Origin of the sequence: Geobacillus sp. FSL W8-1251, assembly GCF_038005945.1 — a bacterium.
Taxonomy (GTDB): domain Bacteria; phylum Bacillota; class Bacilli; order Bacillales; family Anoxybacillaceae; genus Geobacillus; species Geobacillus stearothermophilus.
Window position 1 is genome coordinate 1,034,263 of record NZ_JBBOUF010000001.1, and the last position, 24,515, is coordinate 1,058,777.

General features: G+C 47.7%; 42 protein-coding genes and 1 pseudogene. 6 read left to right on the top strand and 37 right to left on the bottom strand.

Annotation, left to right across the window (positions count from 1 at the left end):
* Nucleotides 1-241 precede the first annotated feature (241 nt).
* The 21 genes from NSS88_RS05335 to NSS88_RS05435 all read right to left on the bottom strand — a co-directional run bounded on the left by NSS88_RS05335 (nucleotide 242) and on the right by NSS88_RS05435 (nucleotide 9,364).
* Nucleotides 242-535, bottom strand: a complete 294-nt coding sequence (locus tag NSS88_RS05335; RefSeq protein ID WP_341083436.1) for a hypothetical protein — start codon at nucleotides 533-535, stop codon at nucleotides 242-244.
* Nucleotides 535-672: a hypothetical protein gene (locus NSS88_RS05340; protein WP_200899929.1), complete on the bottom strand. Its 138-nt coding sequence runs from the start codon at nucleotides 670-672 to the stop codon at nucleotides 535-537. Before NSS88_RS05340 ends, NSS88_RS05335 begins: the two co-directional genes overlap by 1 nt.
* On the bottom strand, nucleotides 669-1,208 hold the full coding sequence (locus tag NSS88_RS05345; RefSeq protein ID WP_341083440.1) for a hypothetical protein: 540 nt from the start codon (nucleotides 1,206-1,208) through the stop codon (nucleotides 669-671). The genes NSS88_RS05340 and NSS88_RS05345 overlap by 4 nt, the downstream gene beginning before the upstream one ends.
* A gap of 2 nt (nucleotides 1,209-1,210) precedes the next feature.
* Nucleotides 1,211-1,522, bottom strand: coding sequence for a hypothetical protein (locus NSS88_RS05350; protein ID WP_341083442.1), 312 nt, complete (start codon nucleotides 1,520-1,522; stop codon nucleotides 1,211-1,213).
* Nucleotides 1,519-1,674 (bottom strand): hypothetical protein, encoded by a 156-nt coding sequence (locus NSS88_RS05355; protein WP_165754804.1) that lies wholly within the window; start codon nucleotides 1,672-1,674, stop codon nucleotides 1,519-1,521. Before NSS88_RS05355 ends, NSS88_RS05350 begins: the two co-directional genes overlap by 4 nt.
* A gap of 103 nt (nucleotides 1,675-1,777) precedes the next feature.
* Nucleotides 1,778-2,209, bottom strand: a complete 432-nt coding sequence (locus tag NSS88_RS05360; protein WP_341083443.1) for a YopX family protein — start codon at nucleotides 2,207-2,209, stop codon at nucleotides 1,778-1,780.
* 10 nt (nucleotides 2,210-2,219) lie between these two features.
* Complete coding sequence (locus NSS88_RS05365) at nucleotides 2,220-2,402, bottom strand: hypothetical protein (protein ID WP_341083444.1); 183 nt, start codon at nucleotides 2,400-2,402, stop codon at nucleotides 2,220-2,222.
* Between the two features lie 11 nt (nucleotides 2,403-2,413).
* Nucleotides 2,414-2,581: a hypothetical protein gene (locus tag NSS88_RS05370; protein ID WP_341083446.1), complete on the bottom strand. Its 168-nt coding sequence runs from the start codon at nucleotides 2,579-2,581 to the stop codon at nucleotides 2,414-2,416.
* 158 nt (nucleotides 2,582-2,739) lie between these two features.
* A complete protein-coding gene (locus NSS88_RS05375; RefSeq protein ID WP_341083448.1) occupies nucleotides 2,740-3,222 on the bottom strand; it encodes a dUTP diphosphatase in 483 nt (160 codons plus the stop codon).
* A 266-nt stretch (nucleotides 3,223-3,488) separates the two neighbouring features.
* Complete coding sequence (locus tag NSS88_RS05380; protein WP_341083449.1) at nucleotides 3,489-3,671, bottom strand: hypothetical protein; 183 nt, start codon at nucleotides 3,669-3,671, stop codon at nucleotides 3,489-3,491.
* A gap of 12 nt (nucleotides 3,672-3,683) precedes the next feature.
* Nucleotides 3,684-3,851 (bottom strand): hypothetical protein, encoded by a 168-nt coding sequence (locus tag NSS88_RS05385; protein WP_172706323.1) that lies wholly within the window; start codon nucleotides 3,849-3,851, stop codon nucleotides 3,684-3,686.
* A 208-nt stretch (nucleotides 3,852-4,059) separates the two neighbouring features.
* A complete protein-coding gene (locus tag NSS88_RS05390; protein ID WP_341083456.1) occupies nucleotides 4,060-4,887 on the bottom strand; it encodes an ATP-binding protein in 828 nt (275 codons plus the stop codon).
* A complete protein-coding gene (locus NSS88_RS05395; protein ID WP_341083457.1) occupies nucleotides 4,829-5,755 on the bottom strand; it encodes a hypothetical protein in 927 nt (308 codons plus the stop codon). The genes NSS88_RS05390 and NSS88_RS05395 overlap by 59 nt, the downstream gene beginning before the upstream one ends.
* Nucleotides 5,756-5,930: 175 nt before the next feature.
* A complete protein-coding gene (recT, locus tag NSS88_RS05400; RefSeq protein ID WP_341083460.1) occupies nucleotides 5,931-6,776 on the bottom strand; it encodes a recombination protein RecT in 846 nt (281 codons plus the stop codon).
* Between the two features lie 14 nt (nucleotides 6,777-6,790).
* Complete coding sequence (locus NSS88_RS05405; RefSeq protein WP_341083462.1) at nucleotides 6,791-6,967, bottom strand: hypothetical protein; 177 nt, start codon at nucleotides 6,965-6,967, stop codon at nucleotides 6,791-6,793.
* Nucleotides 6,968-6,976: 9 nt separating this feature from the next.
* Nucleotides 6,977-7,885: a YqaJ viral recombinase family nuclease gene (locus NSS88_RS05410; RefSeq protein WP_445297975.1), complete on the bottom strand. Its 909-nt coding sequence runs from the start codon at nucleotides 7,883-7,885 to the stop codon at nucleotides 6,977-6,979.
* Between the two features lie 142 nt (nucleotides 7,886-8,027).
* Nucleotides 8,028-8,228, bottom strand: a complete 201-nt coding sequence (locus NSS88_RS05415) for a hypothetical protein (protein ID WP_341083466.1) — start codon at nucleotides 8,226-8,228, stop codon at nucleotides 8,028-8,030.
* 124 nt (nucleotides 8,229-8,352) lie between these two features.
* Nucleotides 8,353-8,571, bottom strand: coding sequence for a hypothetical protein (locus NSS88_RS05420; protein WP_341083469.1), 219 nt, complete (start codon nucleotides 8,569-8,571; stop codon nucleotides 8,353-8,355).
* On the bottom strand, nucleotides 8,571-8,834 hold the full coding sequence (locus tag NSS88_RS05425; RefSeq protein WP_341083471.1) for a hypothetical protein: 264 nt from the start codon (nucleotides 8,832-8,834) through the stop codon (nucleotides 8,571-8,573). The genes NSS88_RS05420 and NSS88_RS05425 overlap by 1 nt, the downstream gene beginning before the upstream one ends.
* 13 nt (nucleotides 8,835-8,847) lie before the next feature.
* Nucleotides 8,848-9,123 carry a hypothetical protein gene (locus NSS88_RS05430; protein WP_341083472.1) on the bottom strand — a complete coding sequence of 92 codons (276 nt, stop codon included), beginning with the start codon at nucleotides 9,121-9,123 and terminating at the stop codon, nucleotides 8,848-8,850.
* Nucleotides 9,095-9,364, bottom strand: a complete 270-nt coding sequence (locus NSS88_RS05435; RefSeq protein ID WP_341083474.1) for a DUF771 domain-containing protein — start codon at nucleotides 9,362-9,364, stop codon at nucleotides 9,095-9,097. Before NSS88_RS05435 ends, NSS88_RS05430 begins: the two co-directional genes overlap by 29 nt.
* Before the next feature lie 71 nt (nucleotides 9,365-9,435).
* Here NSS88_RS05435 and NSS88_RS05440 point away from each other — a divergent pair, with 71 nt between their 5' ends.
* Nucleotides 9,436-10,056, top strand: coding sequence for a hypothetical protein (locus NSS88_RS05440; RefSeq protein ID WP_341083476.1), 621 nt, complete (start codon nucleotides 9,436-9,438; stop codon nucleotides 10,054-10,056).
* A 273-nt stretch (nucleotides 10,057-10,329) separates the two neighbouring features.
* Here the strand turns inward: NSS88_RS05440 and NSS88_RS05445 are convergent, their stop codons facing one another.
* From NSS88_RS05445 to NSS88_RS05470, 6 genes are all read right to left on the bottom strand, one after another.
* Entirely contained in the window at nucleotides 10,330-10,623 is a 294-nt protein-coding gene (locus tag NSS88_RS05445; protein ID WP_341083477.1) for a hypothetical protein, read from the bottom strand.
* Nucleotides 10,623-11,390 (bottom strand): hypothetical protein, encoded by a 768-nt coding sequence (locus NSS88_RS05450; protein WP_068894736.1) that lies wholly within the window; start codon nucleotides 11,388-11,390, stop codon nucleotides 10,623-10,625. Before NSS88_RS05450 ends, NSS88_RS05445 begins: the two co-directional genes overlap by 1 nt.
* Nucleotides 11,359-12,300 carry a DUF3102 domain-containing protein gene (locus NSS88_RS05455; protein WP_341083482.1) on the bottom strand — a complete coding sequence of 314 codons (942 nt, stop codon included), beginning with the start codon at nucleotides 12,298-12,300 and terminating at the stop codon, nucleotides 11,359-11,361. Before NSS88_RS05455 ends, NSS88_RS05450 begins: the two co-directional genes overlap by 32 nt.
* Before the next feature lie 14 nt (nucleotides 12,301-12,314).
* Nucleotides 12,315-12,746, bottom strand: coding sequence for a hypothetical protein (locus NSS88_RS05460; protein ID WP_341083484.1), 432 nt, complete (start codon nucleotides 12,744-12,746; stop codon nucleotides 12,315-12,317).
* 17 nt (nucleotides 12,747-12,763) lie between these two features.
* A complete protein-coding gene (locus NSS88_RS05465) occupies nucleotides 12,764-12,949 on the bottom strand; it encodes a hypothetical protein (RefSeq protein ID WP_341083486.1) in 186 nt (61 codons plus the stop codon).
* Nucleotides 12,950-13,123: 174 nt separating this feature from the next.
* The gene (locus tag NSS88_RS05470; protein ID WP_172706255.1) at nucleotides 13,124-13,339 is read right to left on the bottom strand and encodes a helix-turn-helix domain-containing protein; all 216 of its coding nucleotides are present in this window, start codon (nucleotides 13,337-13,339) and stop codon (nucleotides 13,124-13,126) included.
* 169 nt (nucleotides 13,340-13,508) lie between these two features.
* Between NSS88_RS05470 and NSS88_RS05475 the strand changes: the two genes are divergently transcribed.
* Together NSS88_RS05475 and NSS88_RS05480 are read left to right on the top strand one after the other, a co-directional pair.
* Nucleotides 13,509-14,144, top strand: a complete 636-nt coding sequence (locus NSS88_RS05475) for a S24 family peptidase (protein WP_172706254.1) — start codon at nucleotides 13,509-13,511, stop codon at nucleotides 14,142-14,144.
* 68 nt (nucleotides 14,145-14,212) lie between these two features.
* Nucleotides 14,213-15,637: a recombinase family protein gene (locus NSS88_RS05480; RefSeq protein ID WP_341083491.1), complete on the top strand. Its 1,425-nt coding sequence runs from the start codon at nucleotides 14,213-14,215 to the stop codon at nucleotides 15,635-15,637.
* A gap of 13 nt (nucleotides 15,638-15,650) precedes the next feature.
* Here the strand turns inward: NSS88_RS05480 and NSS88_RS05485 are convergent.
* The 3 genes and pseudogenes from NSS88_RS05485 to NSS88_RS05495 all read right to left on the bottom strand — a co-directional run.
* Nucleotides 15,651-16,103, bottom strand: a pseudogene (locus tag NSS88_RS05485) (hypothetical protein); the annotation flags it as partial.
* A 202-nt stretch (nucleotides 16,104-16,305) separates the two neighbouring features.
* Nucleotides 16,306-17,520, bottom strand: coding sequence for an ABC transporter permease (locus tag NSS88_RS05490; RefSeq protein WP_055358338.1), 1,215 nt, complete (start codon nucleotides 17,518-17,520; stop codon nucleotides 16,306-16,308).
* Nucleotides 17,517-18,254: an ABC transporter ATP-binding protein gene (locus tag NSS88_RS05495; RefSeq protein ID WP_055358337.1), complete on the bottom strand. Its 738-nt coding sequence runs from the start codon at nucleotides 18,252-18,254 to the stop codon at nucleotides 17,517-17,519. Before NSS88_RS05495 ends, NSS88_RS05490 begins: the two co-directional genes overlap by 4 nt.
* Nucleotides 18,255-18,731: 477 nt before the next feature.
* On the opposite strand from NSS88_RS05495, the gene NSS88_RS05500 reads away from it, so the two are divergent.
* A complete protein-coding gene (locus NSS88_RS05500) occupies nucleotides 18,732-19,154 on the top strand; it encodes an HIT family protein (RefSeq protein ID WP_055358336.1) in 423 nt (140 codons plus the stop codon).
* A gap of 77 nt (nucleotides 19,155-19,231) precedes the next feature.
* Here NSS88_RS05500 and NSS88_RS05505 read toward each other — a convergent pair whose 3' ends face one another.
* On the bottom strand, nucleotides 19,232-20,077 hold the full coding sequence (locus NSS88_RS05505) for a peptidylprolyl isomerase (RefSeq protein ID WP_055358335.1): 846 nt from the start codon (nucleotides 20,075-20,077) through the stop codon (nucleotides 19,232-19,234).
* Nucleotides 20,078-20,331: 254 nt separating this feature from the next.
* On the opposite strand from NSS88_RS05505, the gene NSS88_RS05510 reads away from it, so the two are divergent.
* The gene (locus NSS88_RS05510) at nucleotides 20,332-20,421 is read left to right on the top strand and encodes a YjcZ family sporulation protein (protein ID WP_101878870.1); all 90 of its coding nucleotides are present in this window, start codon (nucleotides 20,332-20,334) and stop codon (nucleotides 20,419-20,421) included.
* Between the two features lie 75 nt (nucleotides 20,422-20,496).
* Here NSS88_RS05510 and NSS88_RS05515 read toward each other — a convergent pair whose 3' ends face one another.
* Nucleotides 20,497-20,676: a hypothetical protein gene (locus NSS88_RS05515; RefSeq protein WP_033013838.1), complete on the bottom strand. Its 180-nt coding sequence runs from the start codon at nucleotides 20,674-20,676 to the stop codon at nucleotides 20,497-20,499.
* 194 nt (nucleotides 20,677-20,870) lie between these two features.
* Between NSS88_RS05515 and NSS88_RS05520 the strand changes: the two genes are divergently transcribed.
* Nucleotides 20,871-21,212 carry a YhaI family protein gene (locus NSS88_RS05520; protein WP_055358334.1) on the top strand — a complete coding sequence of 114 codons (342 nt, stop codon included), beginning with the start codon at nucleotides 20,871-20,873 and terminating at the stop codon, nucleotides 21,210-21,212.
* Here NSS88_RS05520 and NSS88_RS05525 read toward each other — a convergent pair.
* The 5 genes from NSS88_RS05525 to NSS88_RS05550 form a co-directional block, all read right to left on the bottom strand.
* A complete protein-coding gene (locus tag NSS88_RS05525) occupies nucleotides 21,205-21,810 on the bottom strand; it encodes an HTH-type transcriptional regulator Hpr (RefSeq protein ID WP_200910058.1) in 606 nt (201 codons plus the stop codon). The two genes, NSS88_RS05520 and NSS88_RS05525, sit on opposite strands and share 8 nt — an antisense overlap.
* Nucleotides 21,811-22,265: 455 nt before the next feature.
* The gene (locus tag NSS88_RS05535; RefSeq protein WP_055358332.1) at nucleotides 22,266-22,790 is read right to left on the bottom strand and encodes a tryptophan transporter; all 525 of its coding nucleotides are present in this window, start codon (nucleotides 22,788-22,790) and stop codon (nucleotides 22,266-22,268) included.
* Nucleotides 22,791-22,883: 93 nt separating this feature from the next.
* Nucleotides 22,884-23,966, bottom strand: a complete 1,083-nt coding sequence (gene serC / locus NSS88_RS05540) for a 3-phosphoserine/phosphohydroxythreonine transaminase (RefSeq protein WP_055358331.1) — start codon at nucleotides 23,964-23,966, stop codon at nucleotides 22,884-22,886.
* 122 nt (nucleotides 23,967-24,088) lie between these two features.
* On the bottom strand, nucleotides 24,089-24,277 hold the full coding sequence (locus NSS88_RS05545) for a sporulation YhaL family protein (RefSeq protein ID WP_033011581.1): 189 nt from the start codon (nucleotides 24,275-24,277) through the stop codon (nucleotides 24,089-24,091).
* A gap of 107 nt (nucleotides 24,278-24,384) precedes the next feature.
* Nucleotides 24,385-24,513 (bottom strand): hypothetical protein, encoded by a 129-nt coding sequence (locus tag NSS88_RS05550; RefSeq protein WP_033013844.1) that lies wholly within the window; start codon nucleotides 24,511-24,513, stop codon nucleotides 24,385-24,387.
* Nucleotides 24,514-24,515 lie beyond the last annotated feature (2 nt).

Consider the following 24,515-nt stretch of genomic DNA (forward strand, 5'->3'; position numbering starts at 1 on the left):
TTGTTTTGATCTCCGCATTTGTTTTCGGGTGGCGCAAGATGTAGATCATTCGGCTCCCTCCAATATCGATTTGATTCTTTTCGCAAACTCTTTTTGCGGAGGTGGTCTAAACCAATCTGCCAAAGTGTAATGTTTCTCACACTCTTCGCAAATTGAATCTATTCCATCCGCAAAAAGAATGCCGATTAAGACCTCTTTGTACTGCCCGCAATAATGACATCTGATCCCCTTTTCTGAAAAATCATCTGTAGTCATCTGCCGTGGTATTGTTTTGTTCCAAGGTAGATTCATTCCATCCCCTCTTTTCCCTCATAAAATCAAGAAAATGTTCACGAATTTTCCATGCTGTCTTTTCACCGATTCCCGGGATTTCCTCAATCTTCCCAAGCCATTCCAGCATGAGTTTTGTGTCCAACTCATTTTGCTGTTTGGCTCCTGCTTCAAATCCGCGATTCCATGCCGTCATTACATCTGGATGAAAGGGAGAAGAAATTTCCTCCCTTTCACGCTTGATTTTGCGCAGCGTTTTCCCCATCACGTCACTACCTTCCAGCCTTTTTTCAGCCGGCTTTTCAACTCGCACTTTTGCAACGGCTCATAGCGGTAGACGGCTTGTCCATCCTCACGTCGATACAGCAGATACCATCTCAGCCGGCGCTTACGCTTGCTCATGACTCGTATACATCCTTTTGTAGTTTTTGGAGAGCGTATAGTCTCAGTGCTCGGAGCTCTCGCGTCGCATCTGCCCAGCCTTCTTCGCTCCTATCTTTCCGTTCGCGCAGCTCGTTGACTAGCTCTTTCAGTCTTTGTATTTCATTTTCGAGGGCAAGGATTTCTTTATGCAGCCGTTCGTTTTCTGTCATTGCCTCTTCAAAAAGCTCTTTCCGGTGATCTGCTTCCCGTTTCAACTGTTCACACTTGTCGCCATCTGCCCCAATATTCGCTTTTAATTTCTCCAGTTGCTTCTTCAGCTCATCCCGTTCCGCCACAACTTCCTCATACTTCGTGTATGCGATCACTTTTGGCTTTTGTTGTTCCATTTCTTTTGCCTCCTTCAAGATATCATCAAGATTTTCACCAGCACGTAGCCTTTCTAATTGTTCCGGCGTCAGCTGATACGTTTTGACGCTCGTATCAATATTGTGCGGACGGTTGCCAAACCGTGGCGGTCCCGATCGATACGGAGAAACTTTCGTCAATGTTGCCATTTTCATCGCTCCTCTGCTTCAGCGCATGTTCCAATCAACTCCAAAAACTTTTCTAACTTCATTACCACAAGCCAATCTTTCCGATCTGCTTTCAAAGCCAGCGCGTCCGGCTTCTCCCTCTCGTCTTCGAGCCACTTATAAAGCGTCTGGAAGCCGTTTTTCCGCGCCTTTACCTCCCACCGAATACCTAACCCCTCGACGTCATTTTCAAAGCCTTCTTGGGCGCCGGAAAGGGGAATTCTGCGCCCTTCAATCAGCTTCGCAAACTCCCTTTCCCGGCGTTGGCCTTTGTTTCGTGATTTTCGTCCGCTCATAGTTTCCCGTCCCTCACGTCATCCAGCACGCTTTTCAGTACCTTTTGCGCGATGACACATTTTTCCCGGTCTACTTCATTTTTGGACGTCTCGATCATCCGGCTGTACATGATGATGCGTCGTGTGAGATACTCAATCAGTTGTTCCTTCATTCTCAGTACCACCATACCTGTCTGTCTTTTTCTGTTTTTGCGTCAGACAATAATTTCGCTGTTGTTTGCTTACGGGATTCTAAATACTCAATGAACTTATCGCTCATTCTTCTTCACCGCCTAATAGGTGATGGTGCTCGTATATGTTGCCGATGACTTCTATATGTGAAAAATCTTCATCGAATAAACCGATACGACCCTTAAAAAGTCCGATTTGATTATCAAAGCGCAAAAAGCCAAGAATCGCATTGTTCCATTTGACTGTAAATATTCTCGGTTTTAATGTAATAATGTTCTCTGTTTCTTCAGCGTCTAAATCTCTAATAATATCCCCTTCATAAATCTCTGTTCCGTTCTTGTCTTTTAATCCGGTGTATAGCATGATGATGCTATTTGGGTAATAATTAAATTGGTCGAAGTCATGGGCATTTACCGGTATTTGATAAGTTATACCACCATCGCTTTCTGGTGTAATGCCAACACCGTAAATCATTGTTTCACTATCTTTATCCCATGCACGTATTTTGATTTGCATTGCTATCACCTCACGATCTTGATAAAGGAATCTCGCATTTTATATCTTCATAAGCCCATTTCCCGTCCTTCTTTTTATCCAGCATGACAACCACTGTCCCGCTGGATTCACGAACCTCATAGCCGTACATAACGTACTCGTCGCCAACGCCTAGCTTTTCTCTCGCTATTTTTTCAGCTTCTTTCCATGTCAAAAGTTCCCACCTCACAACAACGCCCGCAATTCCGCGACAAACTTTTGTTTCTGCAATACAACGATTTCGCATATCGAATAAAGAACGTCATCCGGCTTCGTATTGCGCTTCGTTTCCAGCAATCTTTCAATCTCTTGTTCTTGTTCCCGGATGAGTTGCTGTATCTGTTCCTGTGTCATGCTCCATCTCCTATCTCACCTCATGTTCTGCCTTGCACTCGGTACATACGGCGATCAGTCCGTTTTCTGTTTTCTTGATTCGGAAAGCTGTATTGCTGCACGGCTTCCCTTCGCTATTTTTTGTCAGACAAATAAGGAATTCGCGCATACGCTACACCTCAATATCCACGTTCTTGCCGCGCGTAGTTCTCGGCATGTTTTCTCATATATGCCGCTTCAAGTTCGTGCTGTGTGAACCCGAGCATTTCTATCAATCCCGCGAACACATCTAATGATGCTTCCCACATCGTTTTCACATGCGCCAATCTTGCATACTCGTACAACATCATAAACTGTCTGTGTAACAGAATGGCTTTTGTAGGGATAATGATTATGTCATCCTCGTTTGCGCCAATGTCATTGCCGATGGACAGAAGAAAATGCAGCACGTCTGCGGCTTCTTCCAAGATTGTTTCTCGCGACGACGGGCCCTTGTTGCTCCAAAACTTAAAACAGCGTGTCTCGTTTGCCAATTCGCCGATTTCGACGAGAAGCGCAAGGATTTTCTTTGCAAGCCTGTCCTCGCCTTCTTGTTGTGGGTGTTGCTGTTCGATGTGTTCGTCAAGCTGGCGTTGCATTTCAAACAGTTTAGCTAAATTCAACACTTTTCACCTCGTTAGTTTTAATCTCGTTACGCGAAAACCAAATACGCCAAAACAACAAGGAGAACTACTATTCCTAGTACACACACAATTGCTGTAGCCGTCAAAAAGACGTCCCACATATATCGGTTCATCTCATTCCCTCCAGCTAGGCTTATAGACGCCTGTTTTTGCCCTGTACGGCGTTTTTCTCGTTCTGGGATACTTTCCTATTACCCTCGCAAGAAAAACGCCACAGAAGCCAAAATTTGAAGATTTCGAGCGTGTTAGTTTTTTAGACTCTGCAAAAGCTTCAATTGCTTTTCATGCTTCGCCCGCTTCTTGCTGTGCTTCGTGTACTGTATCAGCTTTTCCGTGCGCTCAATATGCCGATCTAGCGATGCTTGCCATACCAATTCGGATGCTTTTGCTAATATCGCATGTAGCGAGTCTGCTGTTGGTTCAAACATCTTCTTGCCTCCTTAATCTTTTAGTTTTTGCATCGCCAGCACGTGGCGTAATGTGTAGTAATCCAGATCGTAAACGGATTGCCCTTGATGTTCGGTGATCCCCATGTCTAACAGCTGACGAATCATCATTTGACGTTTGAGCTCCTGGGTGAGTTGAACTTTTTCATAGAGAATGCCCAACGCGATCACCTTCCTCCCAAGCAATATCCTGTGTGATTCCCAATCGCCCGCATGCCTCTGCCAGTCGTTTACGCCATTCTCGCAGCTTGTCCTCCTCTTCCTTCCGCACTCTCGCTGCATCCTCGCAGTCGCACGCTGTCACCAGCCACGCTCCGCTCATCACTCTTGTGTATAGCCGCCCCGTTCCATCGCACTTCACACACATGTTTTATGCCTCCTTCAACCGGAAATCTTCGCCTTCTACTTCCAAGAGATATGGACCGCACTGGCCGAGCAGCCGGCTGGCGGCCGCATAGCCGATTTTTTCGCTCAATGTTCCACGATCTTCGTTAGAATTGAACACGATTGGCTTTTGTTTTCTGTAGCGTTCGTTAATGATCTGATAGTACAGAGCTTCTTTCGCTTCCGACCACTTCGCCTTGCCGATGTCGTCCCACACAAGCACATCCGCATGGATCGCGCTGTATAGAAGCCGGTTCAACGTCTCGCCTTCGTCGTTCGTCATCTTGGCCTGGATCAGCTCGTCCATGAATGTGACATCTGAAACCACCAACACATTGAATCCGTCTTTGATCAGCCGTTTGGCCAGGGCGATTTGTAGATGCGTCTTACCTACCCCAAAATTGTTGTGCTGTTGCTTCATCTCCGCTCGTTTGCCGGCCGGTAGTTCTCGAAGACGTTGTTCCCCCAATACGGCAATGAAACCAAAATTTTTGTCAGACAGTTTTTTCGTTCCGTTCTCCGCGCCAAATTCTTGCAGGTAATTGACTGTCATGTCATACATATCCTGTTGATATGGCGTCGATCGTCTGAAGTTCTCGAAATTCGCGTGCACGAATTCGTCCGGAATGAGTGCCTGCTTGAACCGCCGTTTCCACGCCTTCCGTTCCCGGCATTCACAAGGCCGGGCGAATTCATAGCCGCGCTCATCCCGATAGAAGATGAACTCCGCATCTTTACACTTGTGACACTCGTAGTCACCCCTTCCATCCCCAAGCTCGTCTGGCTGCTTCAGCTTCTCGGAGGATTTGCTCATAAGACTTGCCTTCTTTTGTAGATCGGCTAACACCTCGGCGATGCTTGTGAACCGTGCCTCCATTGGTTATCCCCTCTCCTTTTTGACTAAAATAGCGATCAAGAATGGCCTTTTCTACATACTTGAAGCTTTTGATGTAATCTAACCGATGCTTTGGTTCGTACTCATCGAATACTTCATCGATGTATTTCAGAATGGTGTCTATAGGGATGTTGTCATCTAACAATCTATGGATAGCTAACTCATCTTCTGGGGATAAATCAAAGCCATGTGCTCTTCTTTGAATGAACTTGTTGGCGATTAACTGAAAATGGTCCATTCTATCTTCCTCTTCTTCTTTAATATTTTTTATATCTTTTATATCTTTATTACATCGGACGTTTTTGTCCGATCTCCCTACAAAAAATGTCCGCTCTGTTGGAACAGAGTGGTCATTTTTGTCCGCTCTCTCTGTATAAGATAGGACATTTCTGTCCAGTCTCTCTGTGTCAGATAGGACATTTCTGTCCAGTCTCTCTGTGTCAGATAGGACGTTTTTGTCCACTCTGGAATGATTAAATTTCTTCGACTTTCTAACTCTAAAAATCTCTCCATAAGGAGCTCTTTTTGAATCGATATAACCGTGCTCTTTGAGTTTGGCTAAATTACGCCGAATACTTCGCTCGTTCCCGCCTAAATCAGCGACTATTTCAGCTACTTTCACAGGTCTGCCACCGAGTACGATGCCCCAGGTTTCACCTTCCTCCTCTATTTCCTTTGTGACTTTAGAAATGAGCCATAAAAACTCCCAAATTGCTGGTCCGATCCGTTCTCGGTGTTCGGGGGTAAGAAGCCCCGTATAAACAGGGAAGTAAAAACTGTCGGGCATCGTATCACCTCGGCTTTCCTATTTCTTGATGCATATCGCAAACCCGTTGGTCACACGTTTGACGGTCAGTTCCGGGTACCTCCGCATATACTCTCGTACCAACTGTTTGAAATGCTCCTCGTCTTTGGCCTCCTCCCAAATCCATCTTGGGAGGAGGACTTTATATGTGGGCGGATTATTCAGCATCGAAGACGATCTCCTCTTGTTGCGGTTCCTCTGTCTGCGGCTGCGGATCGATCACCTCGTATGCCTCGGCTTCGATGTAGTCAACCGGTTCCGGATCAGCTGTGATGTCCTTCTTCACTGTCTCGTCTTGAACAACAGCTTGCTGAATCTCAATCGAAATTGGCAGGTACTTCCACATATGCCGGATGACAGTCTTTTTCGCCATTTCCTCATAGTCCGTGACCCATGGGCCGTTATTGGCAGCTCTAGAGCGCTTGCGACGTTTCTCGATCTCCTCTTTTGACATGAATTCGAACTGATAGCCGCCGTCTTTAAAATGTGCAACCGCATAGGCGCCAATGAAATCGCCGCGGTCTGTCATCGCTGGTTTATGCACGAGTTTCGGATGTAAGCCGTACTCATATTCGAACGTGTCATTTGCGTAGACTGCATGAGCGTAGATGCTTTCGATATTTCCACTTCGTCTAGCTAGGTCAATCATACCTTTGTAACCAATAATGAACTGAACGTCTGTCTGACCCGTTTTTCCGTTCTTGAATGGTACTAAATAGCAATGTCCGATGAGTCCTGGCTCTAATCCAAGCTGTGCTGCTTGCATCACCGCGCCAAGAAGCGATGGAACAGAACATTCAAGCAATTTTGGATTCGTCCGGATAGTTGTAAGAGCAATTCGTGCCATGCGATCGGCATCCATGTGCTTTGGAAGAGCTTTTTCGATCTCTGGTCCCATCTTTTTGAGATATGCTGCAATCGTTTGGGCTGGAGTAGGCGCTGCCGCCTCTGTTTTGTTCGCTTTATTTGCAAGCTGATTTTTTAAAGATTGATTTGTTGCCATACCTTATGACCTCCCTATTTCTTTTTGAATTGCTGCGCCGCAGGGCAAGTTGCCCAGTGAGGCATATGCCCTTTGACAACCTCGCCCTTTGCAGTCACTACGGTAATGATTTCAATATCAACCGGCATGGCTTTGCCGGCGGGCGTTTTAATCCACTCGATTTTCTTGCCACAACCTTTGCATTTGGCCATATCATTCACCTACTTGATGGAGAATCGCCGTGATACCGTTTCTTTGACGACCTCTTGGTATATTTCCGGATACTTCTCTTTGAGTAACTTCATATCAACTCGACTGCTGTGAACGTTTTTCCACGTGACGATACGGTCACCGGCAAATGCTCTTTCATAATCACCGAGCATAGCCTTGAGCTGATTTTCAGCTTCCTTGCGACGCTCGGCAGCTTCGGCTTCCTCTTGCTTGGCTTGTTCATATTTCGCAATCAACTCGTTAGCATGCGGTGGAAGTTCAATCTCTTCATCGAACTTCGCTGTCGGATATAAAGTTTTTAGTAAATCACTCGAAGCATCCGAACCGTCGAACATCGGCGGATTTTTCTTGAGAACGTGATTGTTCCAAAAGTCAATCTCCGCCTGGAAGATCATCTCGATCAATTCGTCGTCTCGCTCGATTTCCTTCCAGATGAACTTTTGACCGCCGATGAGGACCGCAAAATAGCCTTTTTTGTATTCCGGCCCCAGAACGCCAAGATAATGCTGCATTTGAACGATATAGGCCTCCGGGATGTCATCGCCTTCCCACTCCTTGGCTAGGAACGCTGAGGCAGTTTTGCATTCCAAAATGGCCTTTTCACCCACGATGAATCGATCAATATTCGCCAAGATGAATTCATGCTCTGGATGTTGAAACATCGCGTTCCGTTTCCGCACCTTCTTACCGGATCGCTTTTCGAATTCTTTTGCCACTAAGTCCTCCAAAAGCGTCCCGAAATAGGCTGCTTCACTTGTTGAAGATTGTGGAGTGACTTGTCCAGTTTTTTCGAGCCACAACTCAAATGGTGTTTTGTATCGATTCAGACCCAGCACCACAGAAGCATCACTGCCTCCCAATCCACAAGTGCGAGCTTGCAACCATTCTTCATGGCTCATTTCGCTTGTATTTGCCAAAATAACAGCATCCAAGTTTCACACCTCCATTTGATTTTTTCGAGGCGATCCTGTACTATGTAAGTAAGTTTTCACAGAGGATCACCTCTTGCTAAGTGCCTCGCTCCCTCCAGCGAGGCGTTTTTCATACCCGCATCGACCGGCCGAACTTGGCGCAATAGTCATAGGCGCACCACGCGTCTTGGTGGATCATCAGCCCGTCGACAAACTCAATGACGTCATCTCCCTCGACGATCTCACCGCCGCACCCCTCGCAGTATCCCACAACGTGCGGTTCCTCTTGCTGAATCGGGTGGCGGTCAGAGATGATCGGGTTCTCGATCATGCAGGTTCACCTCCTTTCCTGGCGCGCATCGGCAGGCGCAAGAACGCGGGGAGAGGGGGGGATCGCGCTCCCACGCCTGGCGACAGGCACCAGGCCTGTCCTTGTGTTGGGAAATGGAAATGTGCTATATTGTGATTGGGCTGGTTTTTCTTTTGTGTTGCAACGCCGCTTTGAGGCATTTGCGGCGGATTGCAACTTTTTGTTTTTCCCGTTTCAGCACGGACACTTCATTCCAATTTCGGCGTCGGATATGAAGCTCGATTTCTTGCGCCAAACGGGCTTCCCAGCACAAGAGATTCATATATTCATCCCAAGATGGATTGAAATAGTTAGGTGTATACATCACTCATTCCCCTTTCCGATAATGATTGCAATATCAACACCGCGTTCTTTCATCATCTCAACGACCTGAAGCAGTTTGTCGTGCTCCTCTTTCCGTTTGATGAGCTCGTCCAACTCACGACGACAGCGTTGGTATTCTTCGACCCAGCGATCGGCAGCGTCTACATCGCCTTGCTGTAGCTCCATATAGGCTCTCGATACGTAGAATTTGCAGTGTTCAAGCAGGCTGGCGCCGTGCTCTATGTCGCCAGGAAGAACGTTCATCATTTCACCTCCTTCACTCGAGACCGAAGCGTTCTGGATGCGCTTTGACCGCGTCGCGAACCGTATCCACTCCGATGCGGTTGACGTGTTCAACTCCCAGCTCGCTGACGCTCAGCTCTAGTATGAAGCTAGCGCTAATCGCGCCGATCTCGTAGTACACGCGCCCGTCACCAAAATCCAATTCAGTGACTCGAAAAACATTTCTGACTTTCCATTCCGCCATCGCCCGATCAGCTACTTCTCTGACGCCGCTAGGCAATTTATCTAGCGAGATGTTTTTGATTTGCATGAGTATCCCCCTTTTTCAAAAAGATGTCTCGAAAATGCTTTTGAAGAAATTCCTCCATCTTCGATGCGATGAAGCACCAGCGTTCTCCCTTTTTCTCTGGGTAGTACACGAAACCACCGTTTTCAATGTCGAGCATCGGCTTGTAGCGAGGATGAAGCAGAATGTGTTCCTTGAGCCAATCCTCGCTGTAGCCGGTGCGCTCCTTTAGGTCTTGCATTGACCACCAGACTTTGTTTCTCACTTCGTCTCCCTCCCTTGTAGGATTTTCCTCCCTTCGTGTCGAATAGTGATCTGGGAAGGGAGGTGAGTGCAATGACTACTGCTACTAGACCAAGTGTAGGACTAACACAGTTTATCGATTTCACCATTAAAAGCAGTTCAGCTAAAATAAACATGGTTCGCAGAATCAAGTATCAAGATGCCTACCATCCATCGTTTGATTATTGGAAACAACTTAGAGAGGCTATAATCACATTCCATGAACAAGGATTAAGCTTCGATTATTTTGAAACATTCATTAAAAGTGTCGATGTTAGAAAAAAAGAAAACTATACTTTTGCGATCAGACAGTATCGTAAATTTTTAAATGGCAAAAGAATTTCTTGGTTTAATCCAGGAAAAGCAACTTGGGTTAGTAACGAATTAGTGGTTCGTTCTTCGCCTGAGTTAGGTTTAATAATCGACGGCGAACCGCACCTCATAAAACTTTACTTTAAAGGCGAAAGAGAAAAAGTTAATCGCAGAAATATCGGTACAGCACTTACACTTTTAAACACATCCATATATGAAGAAGATCATGATCGTCACATTAACCGTTCTGTCTTGAACATTCACAAAAGCAAACTTTTTACAGACGATACAATTAACCAAGATAAACTAATTGCCTTACACTCAGAAGCAGCTCAGTTCATGTATATTTGGAATAACATCTAATGTAGTGACAGCTCGTGTCCTGCATCACTCATGTATTGGGCGCAATCTTCACAAATCCAATCATGATCATTGAGCTGTAGAGTAGCTTGGGAGCTATCGCAATTCACGCACCTTTTCTTCGGCCGCCGGTTTTTCGGTGGCTTCTTTTTCATTCCCCTCACCCCCTTTCTAACGCCGGTCAATTGACGCAGGAGGACAGGACAACTTGGCTGGTAAAAGGAAACTCCCGCGCCCACCGACAGGCGCTAGGCCTGCCAACAAGTTCCGGTTGTCTCACTCACCCATCCGTGCTACAATGGAGACGTCAACGCCGTTCCGTTGCATTTCCTCAACAAGTCGGACGAGCTTGTCATGATCTTTCTTCCGCTCAATGAGCTTGTCCAAGTCGCGTTTGCAACGGAGGAACTCTTTCACCCAGCGTTCCGCTTCCGCGAGGTCGTTTGAATACATCGCCGTGCGGGCGCGGAAAGTGGCGTAGTCGCAACAATCCAACAGTGTAGCTGCTAGTTTCATATCGCCTGGCAGGACGTTGAGGGCGTCCTGCCGGTTGTGTAGGCGGAATGTCATTACGATGTCACCTCCCCTTCGATCATGGCGATCTGAATATGTGAAGGAATCAAAGCCAGCGCCTTTTCAATATCGGGCTTGTATTTTCTTAACAACGCAAGCTCATGGTGCTGGCTATGTTCTTGTGTTGCTAACGCGGCGATTTCTCTATAATACTCTGTGATGTTTTTTCGAATCTCCGCATTATCAATGTCCGTAATCCCGAAGTTTTTGAGGTTTCGTCCGTATACACTGGCGTTTCGTTCAATCAATCGGCGCGTCAAGAAATTGATTTTCAGAATGGTTTGGGCAATCACGCTGCGAAGTCGTTTTTGTTCATACAGTTCCTCAAGCAGTTTAATGCCCATCACCGCCGCCGCTTTTGCCAGCCAATCCCGGTCATTGAATGACAGCTTGTACATCTCAGCTAACGAACGCGACTTGACGAATTGCTTGTCCGTCAATTTCTCATAAGCGAATTTGATAAAAGCAGGGAAATTGACCGGCTTCCACATACCGTTTTCAAAATGATCGGGACGCTCCTTTTTATAGCGAGTGATAATGCCCTCGCGAACCCCGTTTTTTGACGGCTTATCATTCAACCAAGCAATGAGACTATCTTTAGAAGCAAACCCCTTCGGAATGTTGTTCATCAAATCGGCATAGTAAATGCACGAGCATTGCTGGGCGAGATACACTTCAACCGCTAAACTGATTTCTTCCTCAACACTTTTCAGCACTTGGCGTTGTACATAATCAACGGGATTCAATAACGTAATATTCTGCATCAATTGTCCCTCCGTTCGATTGTTTTTTGATATGAAGCAGGTTGTGCAGGTCTTTGATCGCTTCCTCCAACACCTCAACACAAGCTCGAATCGTCCGGCTAACTTCAGCGTCTCCCTCGACTTCTCCCCAACGGTGAATGTCTAACCTCAACTTGTTCACCCATTTCCCAACATCACGGGAAAAATAGGACACATTTTCATAAATCATCCGTCGGTCTTTCATGCGCAATTGTTCTTGTGTCAACGCGAGAAGTTCATCGGTTTTTTCATTCAACTCTCGTTTGAGTTCGCGCAACTGACTTTCGTATTCAGCGCTTTTTGCCGCCTTTTTCTCCAGCTCTTCCCGTTCTTGTTTGAGCCGCTCGATGTCTCGTTCAAGCTGCTCGATTTTGCCGTAATCGGTGCGATCAACAACCTTTTCCACGACTTTTTCTACAACTTGAGGCGGTTTGTTGCGCTCTTGTTCAAGTTGGTAGGCGAGGCGGCGCTTTTCTTCCTCCGCTTGTTTTAATGCCTTTTTGACTTCTCTAAGTTCGCGAATGGTCATTTCATCGATCGTTTTCTGTTCACCCGTGCTCGGAATCGTGTGTTTTTGTTTAATGAATTCCTGGCGATCAATTGATTCAGGAAGAGATAGCATTTCGAAAATTTTGCCGCTCTCAATTTTCCACGACGTCGTGGAATTTCCAAACTGTTCATATGCACGCATAAATCGTCTAGCTTGTTCTTGTGAAAAATTAACGTGTTCCTCTAGCCATTTTCCCCACTGCCCATGCGTCAAATCGTTTTCTTTAACATGCTTCAACCGGCGTCCGATCTCGAAGATAGCTTGTCCGGCCATGTTTTTGTAGCTGTTGATCTCGGCTGTAATGACAGTCAAATCATTGGATAAGGCTAGTTCGTTGCTCAATAAAACCCCTCCATTCACCGAAGGAAAAGATGTTTCATCGCTTCTTCTAAAAGCGACTTTCCCGTTTTCTTGCGGTACAACTCCGACGTGGCCTTCATGAACGCTATCCCAACTCTGTGAACAAACGGGTTCTCATAACACCCCATCATAAGCAGGTTCAGAAAATCCTCCTTGCCGAAGCGCTCGCCTAAATCTTCCTCAATCATTTTCAAAGTGCTTTTATAATCCCACGTCCCGTCATCGGTGTATCGCTTAATCGGCGGAAATAGACGGAAGAAGTCTTCCACAGGCGTCCACAACAATTGCTCTTCGATCAAACTGATTGCCGCTATAATCTCTTCCGGTTCGTATTTGGCGCCAGCCTTTAGATTTCGTCCTAGCACCAACAGATTTCTGTATCCATTCTTTTGTCTGTTCACTATTTCACCCCGCTTGTCCATTTTCACCGTAAAAGGAATGCCCCTCACAGGGCAGCCGGATCATATTCCCGGTCGATGCGCTCATGCAGTTCCCGCTTGAACCGCATGATTTCGTCGTGCAGGCTGTAGTCACGGGATTTTGCCACTTCCGCAACAGTTCGCGTATAGAAAGCGATCGCTTCTTCAAGTTTGGCGAAGTCATACGCGCTGGGGAGTTGGTTCTTTTGCACTTGTGTTCACCTCCTTCCTCTGTTCTGAAAGGTGACGGATGAGACCCGGAATTAAATGTTTAATGACTGCACGAGCGAGCTTCTCGCTTGGCACTTCGATCGTTTTTGCCATTAGATCGCCCCCATTTTTTTGTTACAGTGTATGCGGAACGGATTGTCCTTTACGCCACATCTCTAACTACAGATTTTCTGTACATCTTTATCAAAAAAAATTATCTCATCCATTTCAATTCCGGTGATTTTTGAGAACTTGTATGCCATATCCATACGAAAAACCTTTCTGTATTTCTCGTAATCAATATACGTCTTCTCGGAAATCCCGAGCCTTTTTGCCATCTCCCTTTGAGACAACCCGGATAATGCTCTGGCTTGAGCGATTGTGTATTTCATTTTATTTATCACCTCCTCGTCTATTACTTTACTACAGATTTTCTGGAGTTGCAATAGTTTTTTTCAGAAATTATGTATTTTTTTACGTCTATACATTATTCAATTGGAGAATGTCTGTACAAAATTACAGAATAAATTTATAATGTTACCAGGAAGGGAGGTGATAAAAATGAAGTTGGGCAAAAAGATAAAAGAATTGCGAAAGAAGCATCGCATGACCCAAGCAGATTTGGCGAAGAAATTGAATGTCGCTCCCACCGCAGTTTCTGCCTGGGAACGGAACGAAAACCGTCCTTTAATGGATAAGATCGCGATCATGTCCGAGATGTTCGATGTTCCGATCAGTTACTTTTTTGAAGATTTTAATGAAAATCAGGTTAAAGAACCGCCACCCACTTATATAAATAAGGGAATAGAATTCTGTAAATTGCCGATTGTCGGTGCGATCAGTTGTGGGGACGGCGTCATTGCTTACGAGGAAATAAAGGGGTACGAAGAAGTGCCTAAGAGTTGGTTGAATGGTGGGGAATATTTCTTCCTTGAGGCAAAAGGGGATAGTATGATCGGCGCACGAATCATGGATGGTGATCTACTCCTCATCCGCCGCCAGGATGATGTAGAAAACGGAGACATCGCCGCCGTATTGATCGACGACGATGCGGTGCTAAAACGGGTGTATAAATCGGGGGACACTATTATTCTACAAAGCGAAAACCCGGCGTACAAGCCTATCATCCTGCATAAAAACGATATGAAAAACGTCAGGATTATAGGCAAACTCAAGAAAGTGGTCCTAAATTTCTAGCGCTAGGAATTTAGAGGGCGGGCGACGGCTCGCCCATTTTTTGTGAAATGTGAAGGAGTGGGGAAGTAATGAAAGCGGCTCTTTACGTCCGCGTCAGTACAGATGAACAAGCAAGGGAAGGATATAGCATCGAATCACAAAAAGATTCTATTATTCACTTCGTTAAGTCGCAAGGATGGGAAGTTTATCATCTTTACATTGATGACGGATACAGCGCAAAAGATTTGGATCGTCCAGCTATGCAACAATTGATTCGAGATGCAGAAGAAAGAAAATTTAATGTCGTGGTGTTTTACAAATTAGATCGGCTTGTGCGGTCTGTCGGTGACTTGGATAAGCTCCTCAAACTTTTTGATAAACATAACATCAGCATTCGCTCCGTGACAGAGCCTTTTGATACCACAACCGCAGTAGGAAGATTTTTGATAACCCTTGTCGCCGCATTGGCTCAGTGGGAGCGGGAAACGATTTCTGAACGCGTTGTGATTAATATGGCTAAAAAAGCCATGTCCGGCGAGCGGAATGGAGGGCGCGCCCCTTTTGGATATGATATTAAAGATGGACAGCTGGTGATCAATGAGGAGGAAGCGCGATTGGTTCGCGAAATATTCCGAATGTATATTAGCGGAAAAGGGATTCGCCAAATCGTTCTATACTTGCAACAGCTCGGTGTAGACAAAGATATTCGCACAGTGTCACGAATGCTTGAAAATCCGGTTTATTGCGGAAAACTTCGTTGGGGGAAAAATTCAAAAATGCATGAAATCGTTTCTTACGGCCCTCATCCAGCTATTATCGATGTAGAAACTTTTGAGAAAGTACAACAGCTACGCAAGCAACGATCCCAAGAAGGAAAAAGGGCCACGTCTCCATACCCCTTTAGCGGCGTTTTGCGTTGTGCACGTTGCGGATCGGCACTGTCCGGGTACTACAAGAAAGAACGCGGGACAAAACATTATATTTGCATCACTAAAAAGAATAAGGGTACATGCAATCTCCCGATGTTCACAGAACAGGCACTAACCAAGGTGTTCCTTGAAATGTTGTCACCTAAAGACCCGGAAGAATTTATAAAATTAATCCAAAACGCAGAAATTAAAACAGAAAACGAAGATCATACTGCGCTAATCGCAGAGCTTGAAAAAGAACTGTCCGTGATCAAAAAACGGAAAAAGAACTGGCTACTTGCGTTAGGAAATGGCGTCATCTCACCGGAAGACTATAGAGAGATGACGGCCGAAGACGCAAAGCGAGAAATGTTCATAAGAGAACAACTTGAACAACTAAATAAAAAATCGGTTTCGATCGATTTAGAGTCTGTTCTTAACATAGCACAAAATATTCCGGCGTTATGGGAGACAGCGAATGACTATGAGAAGAAAAGTTTTGTCAACGAATTGTTTGAAACCATCGTCGTCGACGTCCCACGCGATTATTACCGCGCGCGAGGAAAAACGCCGTCTGTCGTAATCAAAGAGGTGCGCTTGCGATAAAGATTCTTTTGTAGGCGCTAGCCGCTCCTAACGCCGGCAAGCCCACCCGGACCGCTGCCGGCAACAGCACCGCCCCCATTAAGGCAACGGCTGGAGACGGCCAGAAAAACCAGGAGATGACCATCATCAAAATCCCGATCGTCCAATACGCCCAAGCCGGCGTGCGGATCAAGCGGACAAACGGCGATACCATGACATCATTGATGCCGGTCGCCGACAACACTTTGCTCATCGACACAATGATTGAGATGACCAAAATCGGCGGCAGCAATTCGGTAATGGCGTAAATAAAACTGTTAAACACCCCGCTGACTGCCGCGCTCAGTGAATGGGTAGCGACCGCCGCCAACAAAAAGATCCCAGCAATGCAAACGAGCGATGTATCTTTGCGGGCAACCATAAACCCAATGATGAGCATGATAAACAGCAAGTAAATCCAGTGCAGCGCCACAAGCTCTACACCCATACACAATCCCCTTTCCCCAACTTCCAGCCCGGCCCGCCGGACATGCGCCTGGGCTGGTGTACTACAGCATATGAAGCGGGAAAGAAGGTGTGAAACAAAAAAGAAGCGCTGCGCTGGGAGAGCATCAAGCAGAAACAGCACGTTAAGGGCTTTCCGTCGCCCCTTTCAAAAAAGAAAGACGCCGGCCTTGGCTCGAAAAGCGCTAATAGCCGGCGTTGGCCCTCCGGCGCGGGCGTCCATAGCGCCCGGCCGCCCAGATCCCCCACGCGTTTCCGCCCACCCAAGTGGCAAGCCAAAGAAAACGGGGGGAGACAGCAGCCAATACAAGGTGAAACAACGTATTTTGCGCGATGAGCAAGATGGCGAACAGCCGCATGGCAGCGGCGGGCGATTCCGTCCGCGGCAGCGGGTACAGCCGCGTCCATAGCGAATAACGGTGGCGATGAGGAAGCGCCGCCAATTGAACAGCGGTCGCATACAACACCAAAAGCACCGTGGCCGCCCTCATGTATTCATGGTCGGCCGCCGCGAGCACGACGCATCCGATGGCGGTTAGCCGCACATACAGCCCTGCGTACTCGCCGGCGCGCAAAAACGTGCGTACATACAAATGGAAAAAGACGTGCCGCGGCCCGTACGGAATAAAGGCCAGCAACGGGTCGAGCCAACGCCGCCGCTTCGCCGTCTCCCGCCATTCCGGAACGTCCGTGAACAAGTTGGCCACCCGGTAAAACAATCGGGCTGCGCGCTGCTCTTCGGCGATGAGCCGCTCCCACTTCCATGTTTTCCCTTCTGTCCACCGCCATAAGCAGACGGAAAGAGCGGCCATCAACGCGGCGACCGTTCCGAAAAACGGCCACGGCGCCGCCGCCAGCCAAAAGTACACGACAAGCGCCGATGCGCCCAAGCGGACAAGCGCGCTCCAACGATGAAACGACGGTTCAGCGATGTAATTCCCCTTCCAACTCGCCCATAAATTCCATAGTTTTAAACAGACGATGCCTAGCAAAAAGAGTGGCCACGGCACCGGCGAAAACCGGACATGGAGCGGTCCGGCCGCCAAAAGAAGCAAACATAGGCCGTAGGAGTGCCACACTGCAGAGAAAACAAACGCCCGGCGAATATATGGACGCAGCCGGCGCTCGGCCGGCAGCAAAAACACCATATCCGCTTCACGAAACAAGGTGCGCACCGAGCCTGACGCCGCCGCCCAACCAAACACCGCCGCAGCGATGGCTGGGTACGGAAATGAGGGGGGGAGCTGTTCGATCGAGCGTTTATACACGACCGCCGCCCAGCCCAACACGATGAACAGGCCGACAAGCAAATGGTCATTGAACATGTAACGCAAGTACCGGAGCCTTCGCCTCCCCTCCGCTCGAAAGCGCTCCTGCCAAAGCTTGCCGGCGTCCATCATGGCGCATCATCCTTTGTTAATTCAATGTACACCTCATCAAGCGTCGCATGTTTCAACCCGGACTGGCGGCGGATGTCATCAAGCGTTCCTTTCGCTTTCACGCGCCCTTGGTGCAAAATGACAAACGAGTCGCAATACCGCTCGGCTGTTGCTAAAATATGGGTTGATAACAAAATGCCGGCTCCCTTCGCCTTTTGTTCATTCATCCGCTCGAGCAGCGCATGAATCGCAAGCGGATCAAGGCCAAGAAACGGCTCGTCGATCATATAAAGAGGCGGTTCAAGCAAAAAGGCGCAAACGATCATCACTTTTTGTTTCATCCCCTTGGAAAAATGGGCCGGAAACGAAGAAAGACGCCGCTCGAGGCGGAACTCGCGAAGCAAGGGAGGAAGGCGGCGTTCGTATTCCTCCTCGCTCAACCCGTACGCCATCGCCGCTAGACGCAAGTGTTCTTCCAATGTCAGTTCTTCATACAACACCGGCGTTTCCGGAATAAAGGCAAACTGCTTCCGGTACGCCTCCGGCTCGGCCGCGAGCGTATAGCCGTTGATCGAAACCGTCCCGCGGCGCGGCTCCATCAAACCGATAATATGTTTGATTGTCGTGCTTTTCCCGGCCCCGTTCAAGCCAATCAAGGCCACTATTTCGCCGCGCTCAACCGAAAATGTCACATCCTCAAGCACGTTTTGCGCTGTATACCCTCCGGATATATGATCCACTTGCAAAAGCGCCATCGTCCGCTAACCCCTTCCACCGCGAAATGGCTTTTGCCCCCATTGTATCAAAGAGAAGCGGTTTTTACCAAAAAAGTTTGTTGCCCCTCCCTGCATAAACACTGCCTCTGCGGGCATGATAAATAGCGAAGAGGGGATGGGGATTCACCAAGCAAAGGCTGATGAACGATCCATCTGAAATGGGGTGTTCGTCAAAGACACCGTTGTGAGCCGCAAGACGTTGTAAACCGTTCATGAACAAGGGCCATCTGTCTGTTGCTGAGAAGCAACGAACCTGTCCAAAGGGGATGGTCGCGTTGAACAAAGGAAGCGCTCACGCCTAAACGACTTTGTCGCAAATGGGGTGTTCATCAAACGCACATTTGATTGAATCATCCTCTCCCCTTTTCACCAGCCGGGATGTAACCGCATGCGGGATTACATCCCGGTTTTTTTATGGTAAAATGAAGAAAACGAAAGGAAAGGGTGACCGTTCCTATGAGTGATTGCATTTTTTGCAAAATCGTCAACGGTGAGTTGCCGGCGGCGAAAGTGTACGAAGACGAGCATGTGCTTGCCTTTTTGGATATCAGCCAAGTAACGAAAGGGCATACGCTTGTCATCCCAAAAGTACATACAGAAAACGTTTTTACGCTTACGTCGGAGGCAGCCGGCTGTCTGTTTCGCGCCGTGCCGGTAATCGCCAACGCGCTGAATAAAGCGTTTTCCCCCGTCGGGCTCAACTTATTGAACAACAATGGCGAGCAAGCGGGGCAGACGGTGTTCCATTACCATCTTCACCTCATTCCACGCTACGGCAAAGGGGATGGGTTTGGCGCGGTCTGGAAGTCGCATGCAAGCGACTATACGCCCGCTGACCTGCAGGCGATCGCGGCCGCCATTCGCGAGCAGCTCGGCTGATCTCCCGTTGTTGAACAGCAGAAAGGTCAAGCCCACAAATAAAAAAACGGAAGCAGGGATGTTCTGCTTCCGTTTTTTTACTGTTTTCCTTGCTGCTCGATCACATCTTGTAAATCTTTGTCTTTGATCTCAACACCGGCATCTTTCACCAATTTGTCCACTTTTGACTGCATCGTCGCAGGATCAAGCTTGTTCCGTTTGACTTCAAACACAATTTCGTCTTTCATTTCGTTGAACGACTTTTTCTTTTCTTTGTCCGTCACTTTAATGATATGGTAGCCGTAATCCGTTTTCACCGGATCGCTCACTTCGCCGACTTTCAGCTTATAGGCGGCTTCTTCAAACTCCTTGACCATTTTCCCTGGGCCAAACCAGCCTAAATCGCCGCCGTTGGACGCCGAACCTGGATCTTGGGAGTATTCTTTGGCCAACTTGGCGAAATCCTCGCCTTTATCAAGCTTCGCCTTTACTTCTTTTGCTGTTTTTTCATCTTTGACTAAAATATGGCTGGCACGAATTTTCGGCTTGTAGTTGTCATAATACTCCTTCAGCTCTTTCTCCGTCACTTTTATGTCTTCAACGGCTGCTTTCGTCCGCAGCAAATCGAGCTTGACCATTTCGCGGATCACTTTTTCTCCGTTCTGCTGCACGGCCAAATCATATTGCGTTCCATACGCTTCCTTGATTCGTTCGATTTCGCGGTCGATCTCTTCATCGGTTACCTTGTATTTTTGGCTCAACACTTTTTCGTCAATCAAATCACGAAGGACGGATTTGCCGACGCGCTCTTTCATCTCATTATAAAATTCGTCTTTCGTAATATTGCCGTTTTTCGTTTCCACAATCGCTTCCGAACCGTCGTTGCTGCAGGCCGACAAAGCCATGAGCGAAACGACGGCAGCGGCCATCATCCATTTTTTCATTCGCTTCACAACTCCTACATCTTTTTTCGATTGAATGTTCCCACGCTTTCAAGCGGCGCAGATCGAATGGCGCCCAAGCGCGCCCAAGAAACAACATGCTCGCCTCTTCAGCCACGACAATAATTATACCATATTTTCAATGAAAAAAAAACCTCTTTCCGCTTTAGTCATCCGCCCATAACATGCACGCTTGTCATACATATGATGAGGATGAAGCGCTCGACAGGCTTCTTCTTACGAAAGGGGGTGTTACGATGAGCACACCTTATTCCGGAGGCTTTGCGTTGATTGTTGTGCTGTTTATTTTGCTAATCATTGTCGGCTGCGCCTGCGTCATCTACTAAACAAAAGAGGGTGTCCCCCGAAACCGGGAACACCCTCTTGCTTCTTCTTTCCCGATCGGCCGCACCGGCTCCTCGTTATGTAAACAACACTTCAAAATAAGAAGAAATCAATAAAATCGTAATCAGTACGTTGATCGTCCGGAAAACCGCCGGCTGCTGCTCCTCCGGGATGTCTCGCTGCGCACAAAACGAGTGAGTGAGCTGATTCAGAAAAAATAAAACCGCCACTGCCAGAGGGATAAAGTAAAGCGCCAAAACTCTTCCCCTCCTTCTCATCTTCACCAAACACCGTCCATGGCTTTAACTTTACCTCGTCCGCCGCCGGAAATCAATCTTTTTTCTCTCGAAAAATACGGTGAAGCGATTTTCCCTATTGGTGAATGCGCACAAATCCGGTAAAATATACGTAAACACGGTTGCACTTTATGCCAGCCAAAGGAGCACGGTGTATGGAGTCGTTGGAAAAGCGAGTGGCCAAGCTCGAATTTCACCAGTCATTGTTGCTGGAAATGGTCGATGAAATGAAAAAACCGTTTTACTCCCTTGTGATCCGCGCTGATTTGACCAAAGAAGAAGTCGACGCATTCCTATCGTTTTGCCAAGAGCTCGCCGAGCAATATGAGCGGCAAAAAGCGGAAGGGTTGACGATTTTCACCCCTCTGCTCGTGCAGTTTGCCGGGATGCTCCATCCGAACCTTCCGCTCGAACAAACGGTTGACGCCATGTTGGCCCAACAACTGTTTGTGCCGCTGATGACCGAGCTGAAAATGCTCATTCAAACCGTCAATTAGCCTGGCTGGCCAGCTCTTTCTCCTGCTCTGTCGCTTTCGCCGTCCGCCTGACGAGCTTGCCGTCTTGCTCGACAAAGTCTTCCTTAATGTTCTCAAACGCCCGCTCAAAAATTTCCATGAAATCATCGCCATAAATATTGCGGACGATGCACATCATTTCTAAAATTTCCGGAAACTTTCCGTACAACTCGCGCAACGGCAGCACCCCATTAAAAACGGCATTTTTCGTCGGGTCATACGTCTCCATCAGCTTCATCAACACTTCTTCGCCTTTTTCGGTCAACTCAATGTACGTATTGCGCTTGTCGTCTTGCCTTTTGGAAAATGAAAGAAGTCCTTTTTCTTCCAGTTTTTTCGAAAAGTTAAAAGCTGTCGAAACGTGCATCACACCAAATTTGGAAATTTCTGATATCGATACTCCTTTAAAATGGTAAGCAATCCATAAAATATGATGCTCATTAATGTTCAAATCGAATGGCTTGATCCATTGCTGCCAGTCTTTTTCAATCGATTTCCATAGCGCCTTGCTCAGCTGGGCGATCCGTTGGCTAAATAGCATTGCCTCTTTAACGGAATAATGCTGTTCTGTCCCCTTCATCGTTCCACCCACTCTTTCCCTCACCGTATTTTTTATTTCCTATTATATCAATAAAACAAAAAAGAATAAAGACAAAAATATTTATTTTTATGATTTTTTTGCATATTCATAGTAATAAGCCTAAGGAGACTGCCGCATACAGGAGGGAAAACGCAATGATGTATATACAATGGATGCTTGCCGCAATCGGATTCGTATTTTTCTGTCTTTTTATAAACACTTTCTTTTCTTTATGGAAAGCGCGGGCGTACCCGCCAAAGGCGCTGCTCAAAGAGCAAGCTTTGCGCTATATTGGAATAGCATCGCTTTGTCTGTTTGCCGCCTGGCTTCTCAGCTACGCTTAGCATTTGTTTGAATTTTCAAATAAATAAAGACAGGGAAGGAGCTGCAAACCAGCATCGTTCCGCCTGTTTGATAGCAAAAAACCCGACCAGTCATGATCGGGTTTTTGCCGTTTACACGTGTGCTGTGACGTTCATCCGCCGGAAAATGGACGCCGCAATCGGATAGATAATGGCCATGGCCACCGCATTTAACGCCGCGGTTGGCAGCACAATCGTGACAAACAGCGCAGAAAAGGTCGTTCCACCCGGCAACCCAACAATAAGGAGCGCCGCGGTTAAAAACACCGACCCGGAAATGACGGTGCCGACAGCCGCCAGCACCGCCGCCCCGACCACGGTCTGGCTGTACTTTTTCACCGCAAAGATCAGGGCAAAGACGACGAAGGCCGTGATGATTTTGTCGATCATATTCGGAAGCTGCCCGCCCGGAAATGTCGTCGTCATGGCGGAAATCAACCCGGTGGCGACGCCGACAAGACCGGCTGCCTTGACGTTTGGAAACAGCAAAATCGCCAACACCATCATCGCCAGCATCATATCCGGCTTCATTCCGAAAAACAACCCCGGAATGGCGGCGTGCAACACGGCTCCGATTCCGACTAACAGCGCCATCAATACTAATGTTCTGGCATTCATGCTCATCTCTCCTCATCTATTCTCATCTATTCTCATGCTCGAGAATTTTCTATTATTATATCACTTTGCAATACAAAAGTGAAGAAGAAAGTTTCAGGCAAAGCGGCGGCGAAAATCGTTCATAAACGATGCGAGCGCTTCGCACGCCTCAAGCGGCACCGCATTGTAAATCGACGCCCGGCAGCCGCCGACCGATCGGTGCCCGCCGAGCCCGACAAACCCGCGTTCTTTCGCCTCGGCGAGGAACGTTTTCGTCAGCTCCTCATTTGGAAGCGTAAAGGTGACGTTCATGAGCGAACGGCTCCCCTTTTCGGCGTGCGGTTTGTAAAAGCCGCCGCTTTCATCAATCGCCTCATACAGCATGGCCGCCTTTTGCCGGTTGCGCTCTTCCATCGCCGCCACACCGCCTTGCTCTTCGACCCATTCGAGCACGAGCGACAGCATGTAAATCGCAAACGTCGGCGGCGTGTTGTACAGCGAATTGCTCTTCTGGTGCGTCCGGTAATCCAGCATCGTCGGCAGCCCGTCCGGAATGCGCTCCAGCAAATCGTTGCGGAGAATGACAACCGTGACTCCTGACGGGCCGAGATTTTTCTGCGCCCCGGCGTAAATGAGGGCAAATTGACTGACATCGAACGGACGGCTTAAAATATCGCTCGACATATCCGCGACCAGGTCAACCGGCGTGTCTGGAAATTCCTTCCATTGAGTGCCGAAGATCGTGTTGTTGGACGTAATATGGACATAGGCGGCGTTTTTCGGCCATTTCACATCATCGAGCGGCGGAATATACGTGTAGTTCGCTTCTTTGCTCGACGCGACAACCGTTGTCAAACCGATTTTTTGCGCTTCTTTCAGCGCTTTCTCCGACCACGCCCCGGTCAGCACATAACAGCCGATTTTCCCTTCCGTGAGGAGGTTCATCGGTACCATCGAAAACTGCAAGCTCGCCCCGCCTTGCAAAAATAAAACGTCATACCCGTCCGGCACATTTAGAAGTCGCTTGAGCCGCTCTTTCGCCGCATTGTGCACCGCCTCGTATTCCTTGCTTCGGTGGCTTAATTCCATCACCGACATGCCGGTGTTTTGAAAATTAAGCAGCTCTTTTTGCGCCCGCTCAAGCACCGGAAGCGGAAGCGCGGACGGGCCAGCGTTGAAGTTGTACGCGCGTTTCATTGTTATCCCTCACTTTGCCTCCTGGTAGTCCGTTGATATTACTATCCTAACACGATTCAAAAAAAAAGAAAGAGAATTTTTTAAAAAAGCGTTTTCAAAAATCAAAAAAAGAAAGCCCTTGGCTATTGCAAGGACTTCGCTTGCTTCCGCCGCTCCCGTTCTTGACGGATGCGCTCCATATAAATTTCGCCTTCTTTTTCTATAAACGCCTCGTCGATTTCCCGCTCGCGCGCCGCTGTTTTTACAGTCATGTAGCCGCTGAAAATAATGCCGGCCACGACCAAATAAATCCACCATGGCAAACTGAACATCGCCATCCCCTCCTTGTACGCTTGTCTTACTACACTATACGCGTGAACGGCCAGCTGTATGCATGAAGAAAGAGGCGGGGACACCGCCTCTTTCCTCGGGACAACGCTTATGCTTCGTTTCGCTTCTTCTTTGTTTTCTTCTTCGTTTTCTTCCACTGTCGGCGCAGTTCGCTCAACGTTTCTTTCGCCTGTTCGTGCTGGGATGTCGGGACGATTTCAATGATCGGTTCGATCATGA

What these genes read in the sequence shown, in the direction of transcription:
- NSS88_RS05335 (WP_341083436.1), bottom strand. Translation starts at nt 535, where the DNA reads ATGGGGAAAACGCTGCGCAAAATCAAGCGTGAAAGGGAGGAAATTTCT.
- NSS88_RS05340 (WP_200899929.1), bottom strand. Translation starts at nt 672, where the DNA reads ATGAGCAAGCGTAAGCGCCGGCTGAGATGGTATCTGCTGTATCGACGT.
- NSS88_RS05345 (WP_341083440.1), bottom strand. Translation starts at nt 1,208, where the DNA reads ATGGCAACATTGACGAAAGTTTCTCCGTATCGATCGGGACCGCCACGG.
- NSS88_RS05350 (WP_341083442.1), bottom strand. Translation starts at nt 1,522, where the DNA reads ATGAGCGGACGAAAATCACGAAACAAAGGCCAACGCCGGGAAAGGGAG.
- NSS88_RS05355 (WP_165754804.1), bottom strand. Translation starts at nt 1,674, where the DNA reads ATGAAGGAACAACTGATTGAGTATCTCACACGACGCATCATCATGTAC.
- NSS88_RS05360 (WP_341083443.1), bottom strand. Translation starts at nt 2,209, where the DNA reads ATGCAAATCAAAATACGTGCATGGGATAAAGATAGTGAAACAATGATT.
- NSS88_RS05370 (WP_341083446.1), bottom strand. Translation starts at nt 2,581, where the DNA reads ATGACACAGGAACAGATACAGCAACTCATCCGGGAACAAGAACAAGAG.
- NSS88_RS05380 (WP_341083449.1), bottom strand. Translation starts at nt 3,671, where the DNA reads ATGTTTGAACCAACAGCAGACTCGCTACATGCGATATTAGCAAAAGCA.
- NSS88_RS05390 (WP_341083456.1), bottom strand. Translation starts at nt 4,887, where the DNA reads ATGAGCAAATCCTCCGAGAAGCTGAAGCAGCCAGACGAGCTTGGGGAT.
- NSS88_RS05395 (WP_341083457.1), bottom strand. Translation starts at nt 5,755, where the DNA reads ATGCCCGACAGTTTTTACTTCCCTGTTTATACGGGGCTTCTTACCCCC.
- recT (WP_341083460.1), bottom strand. Translation starts at nt 6,776, where the DNA reads ATGGCAACAAATCAATCTTTAAAAAATCAGCTTGCAAATAAAGCGAAC.
- NSS88_RS05405 (WP_341083462.1), bottom strand. Translation starts at nt 6,967, where the DNA reads ATGGCCAAATGCAAAGGTTGTGGCAAGAAAATCGAGTGGATTAAAACG.
- NSS88_RS05410 (WP_445297975.1), bottom strand. Translation starts at nt 7,885, where the DNA reads ATGAGCCATGAAGAATGGTTGCAAGCTCGCACTTGTGGATTGGGAGGC.
- NSS88_RS05415 (WP_341083466.1), bottom strand. Translation starts at nt 8,228, where the DNA reads ATGATCGAGAACCCGATCATCTCTGACCGCCACCCGATTCAGCAAGAG.
- NSS88_RS05420 (WP_341083469.1), bottom strand. Translation starts at nt 8,571, where the DNA reads ATGTATACACCTAACTATTTCAATCCATCTTGGGATGAATATATGAAT.
- NSS88_RS05425 (WP_341083471.1), bottom strand. Translation starts at nt 8,834, where the DNA reads ATGAACGTTCTTCCTGGCGACATAGAGCACGGCGCCAGCCTGCTTGAA.
- NSS88_RS05430 (WP_341083472.1), bottom strand. Translation starts at nt 9,123, where the DNA reads ATGCAAATCAAAAACATCTCGCTAGATAAATTGCCTAGCGGCGTCAGA.
- NSS88_RS05440 (WP_341083476.1), top strand. Translation starts at nt 9,436, where the DNA reads ATGACTACTGCTACTAGACCAAGTGTAGGACTAACACAGTTTATCGAT.
- NSS88_RS05445 (WP_341083477.1), bottom strand. Translation starts at nt 10,623, where the DNA reads ATGACATTCCGCCTACACAACCGGCAGGACGCCCTCAACGTCCTGCCA.
- NSS88_RS05450 (WP_068894736.1), bottom strand. Translation starts at nt 11,390, where the DNA reads ATGCAGAATATTACGTTATTGAATCCCGTTGATTATGTACAACGCCAA.
- NSS88_RS05470 (WP_172706255.1), bottom strand. Translation starts at nt 13,339, where the DNA reads ATGAAATACACAATCGCTCAAGCCAGAGCATTATCCGGGTTGTCTCAA.
- NSS88_RS05475 (WP_172706254.1), top strand. Translation starts at nt 13,509, where the DNA reads ATGAAGTTGGGCAAAAAGATAAAAGAATTGCGAAAGAAGCATCGCATG.
- NSS88_RS05480 (WP_341083491.1), top strand. Translation starts at nt 14,213, where the DNA reads ATGAAAGCGGCTCTTTACGTCCGCGTCAGTACAGATGAACAAGCAAGG.
- NSS88_RS05490 (WP_055358338.1), bottom strand. Translation starts at nt 17,520, where the DNA reads ATGATGGACGCCGGCAAGCTTTGGCAGGAGCGCTTTCGAGCGGAGGGG.
- NSS88_RS05495 (WP_055358337.1), bottom strand. Translation starts at nt 18,254, where the DNA reads ATGGCGCTTTTGCAAGTGGATCATATATCCGGAGGGTATACAGCGCAA.
- NSS88_RS05500 (WP_055358336.1), top strand. Translation starts at nt 18,732, where the DNA reads ATGAGTGATTGCATTTTTTGCAAAATCGTCAACGGTGAGTTGCCGGCG.
- NSS88_RS05505 (WP_055358335.1), bottom strand. Translation starts at nt 20,077, where the DNA reads ATGAAAAAATGGATGATGGCCGCTGCCGTCGTTTCGCTCATGGCTTTG.
- NSS88_RS05510 (WP_101878870.1), top strand. Translation starts at nt 20,332, where the DNA reads ATGAGCACACCTTATTCCGGAGGCTTTGCGTTGATTGTTGTGCTGTTT.
- NSS88_RS05520 (WP_055358334.1), top strand. Translation starts at nt 20,871, where the DNA reads ATGGAGTCGTTGGAAAAGCGAGTGGCCAAGCTCGAATTTCACCAGTCA.
- NSS88_RS05525 (WP_200910058.1), bottom strand. Translation starts at nt 21,810, where the DNA reads ATGAAGGGGACAGAACAGCATTATTCCGTTAAAGAGGCAATGCTATTT.
- NSS88_RS05535 (WP_055358332.1), bottom strand. Translation starts at nt 22,790, where the DNA reads ATGAATGCCAGAACATTAGTATTGATGGCGCTGTTAGTCGGAATCGGA.
- serC (WP_055358331.1), bottom strand. Translation starts at nt 23,966, where the DNA reads ATGAAACGCGCGTACAACTTCAACGCTGGCCCGTCCGCGCTTCCGCTT.
- NSS88_RS05545 (WP_033011581.1), bottom strand. Translation starts at nt 24,277, where the DNA reads ATGTTCAGTTTGCCATGGTGGATTTATTTGGTCGTGGCCGGCATTATT.
- NSS88_RS05550 (WP_033013844.1), bottom strand. Translation starts at nt 24,513, where the DNA reads ATGATCGAACCGATCATTGAAATCGTCCCGACATCCCAGCACGAACAG.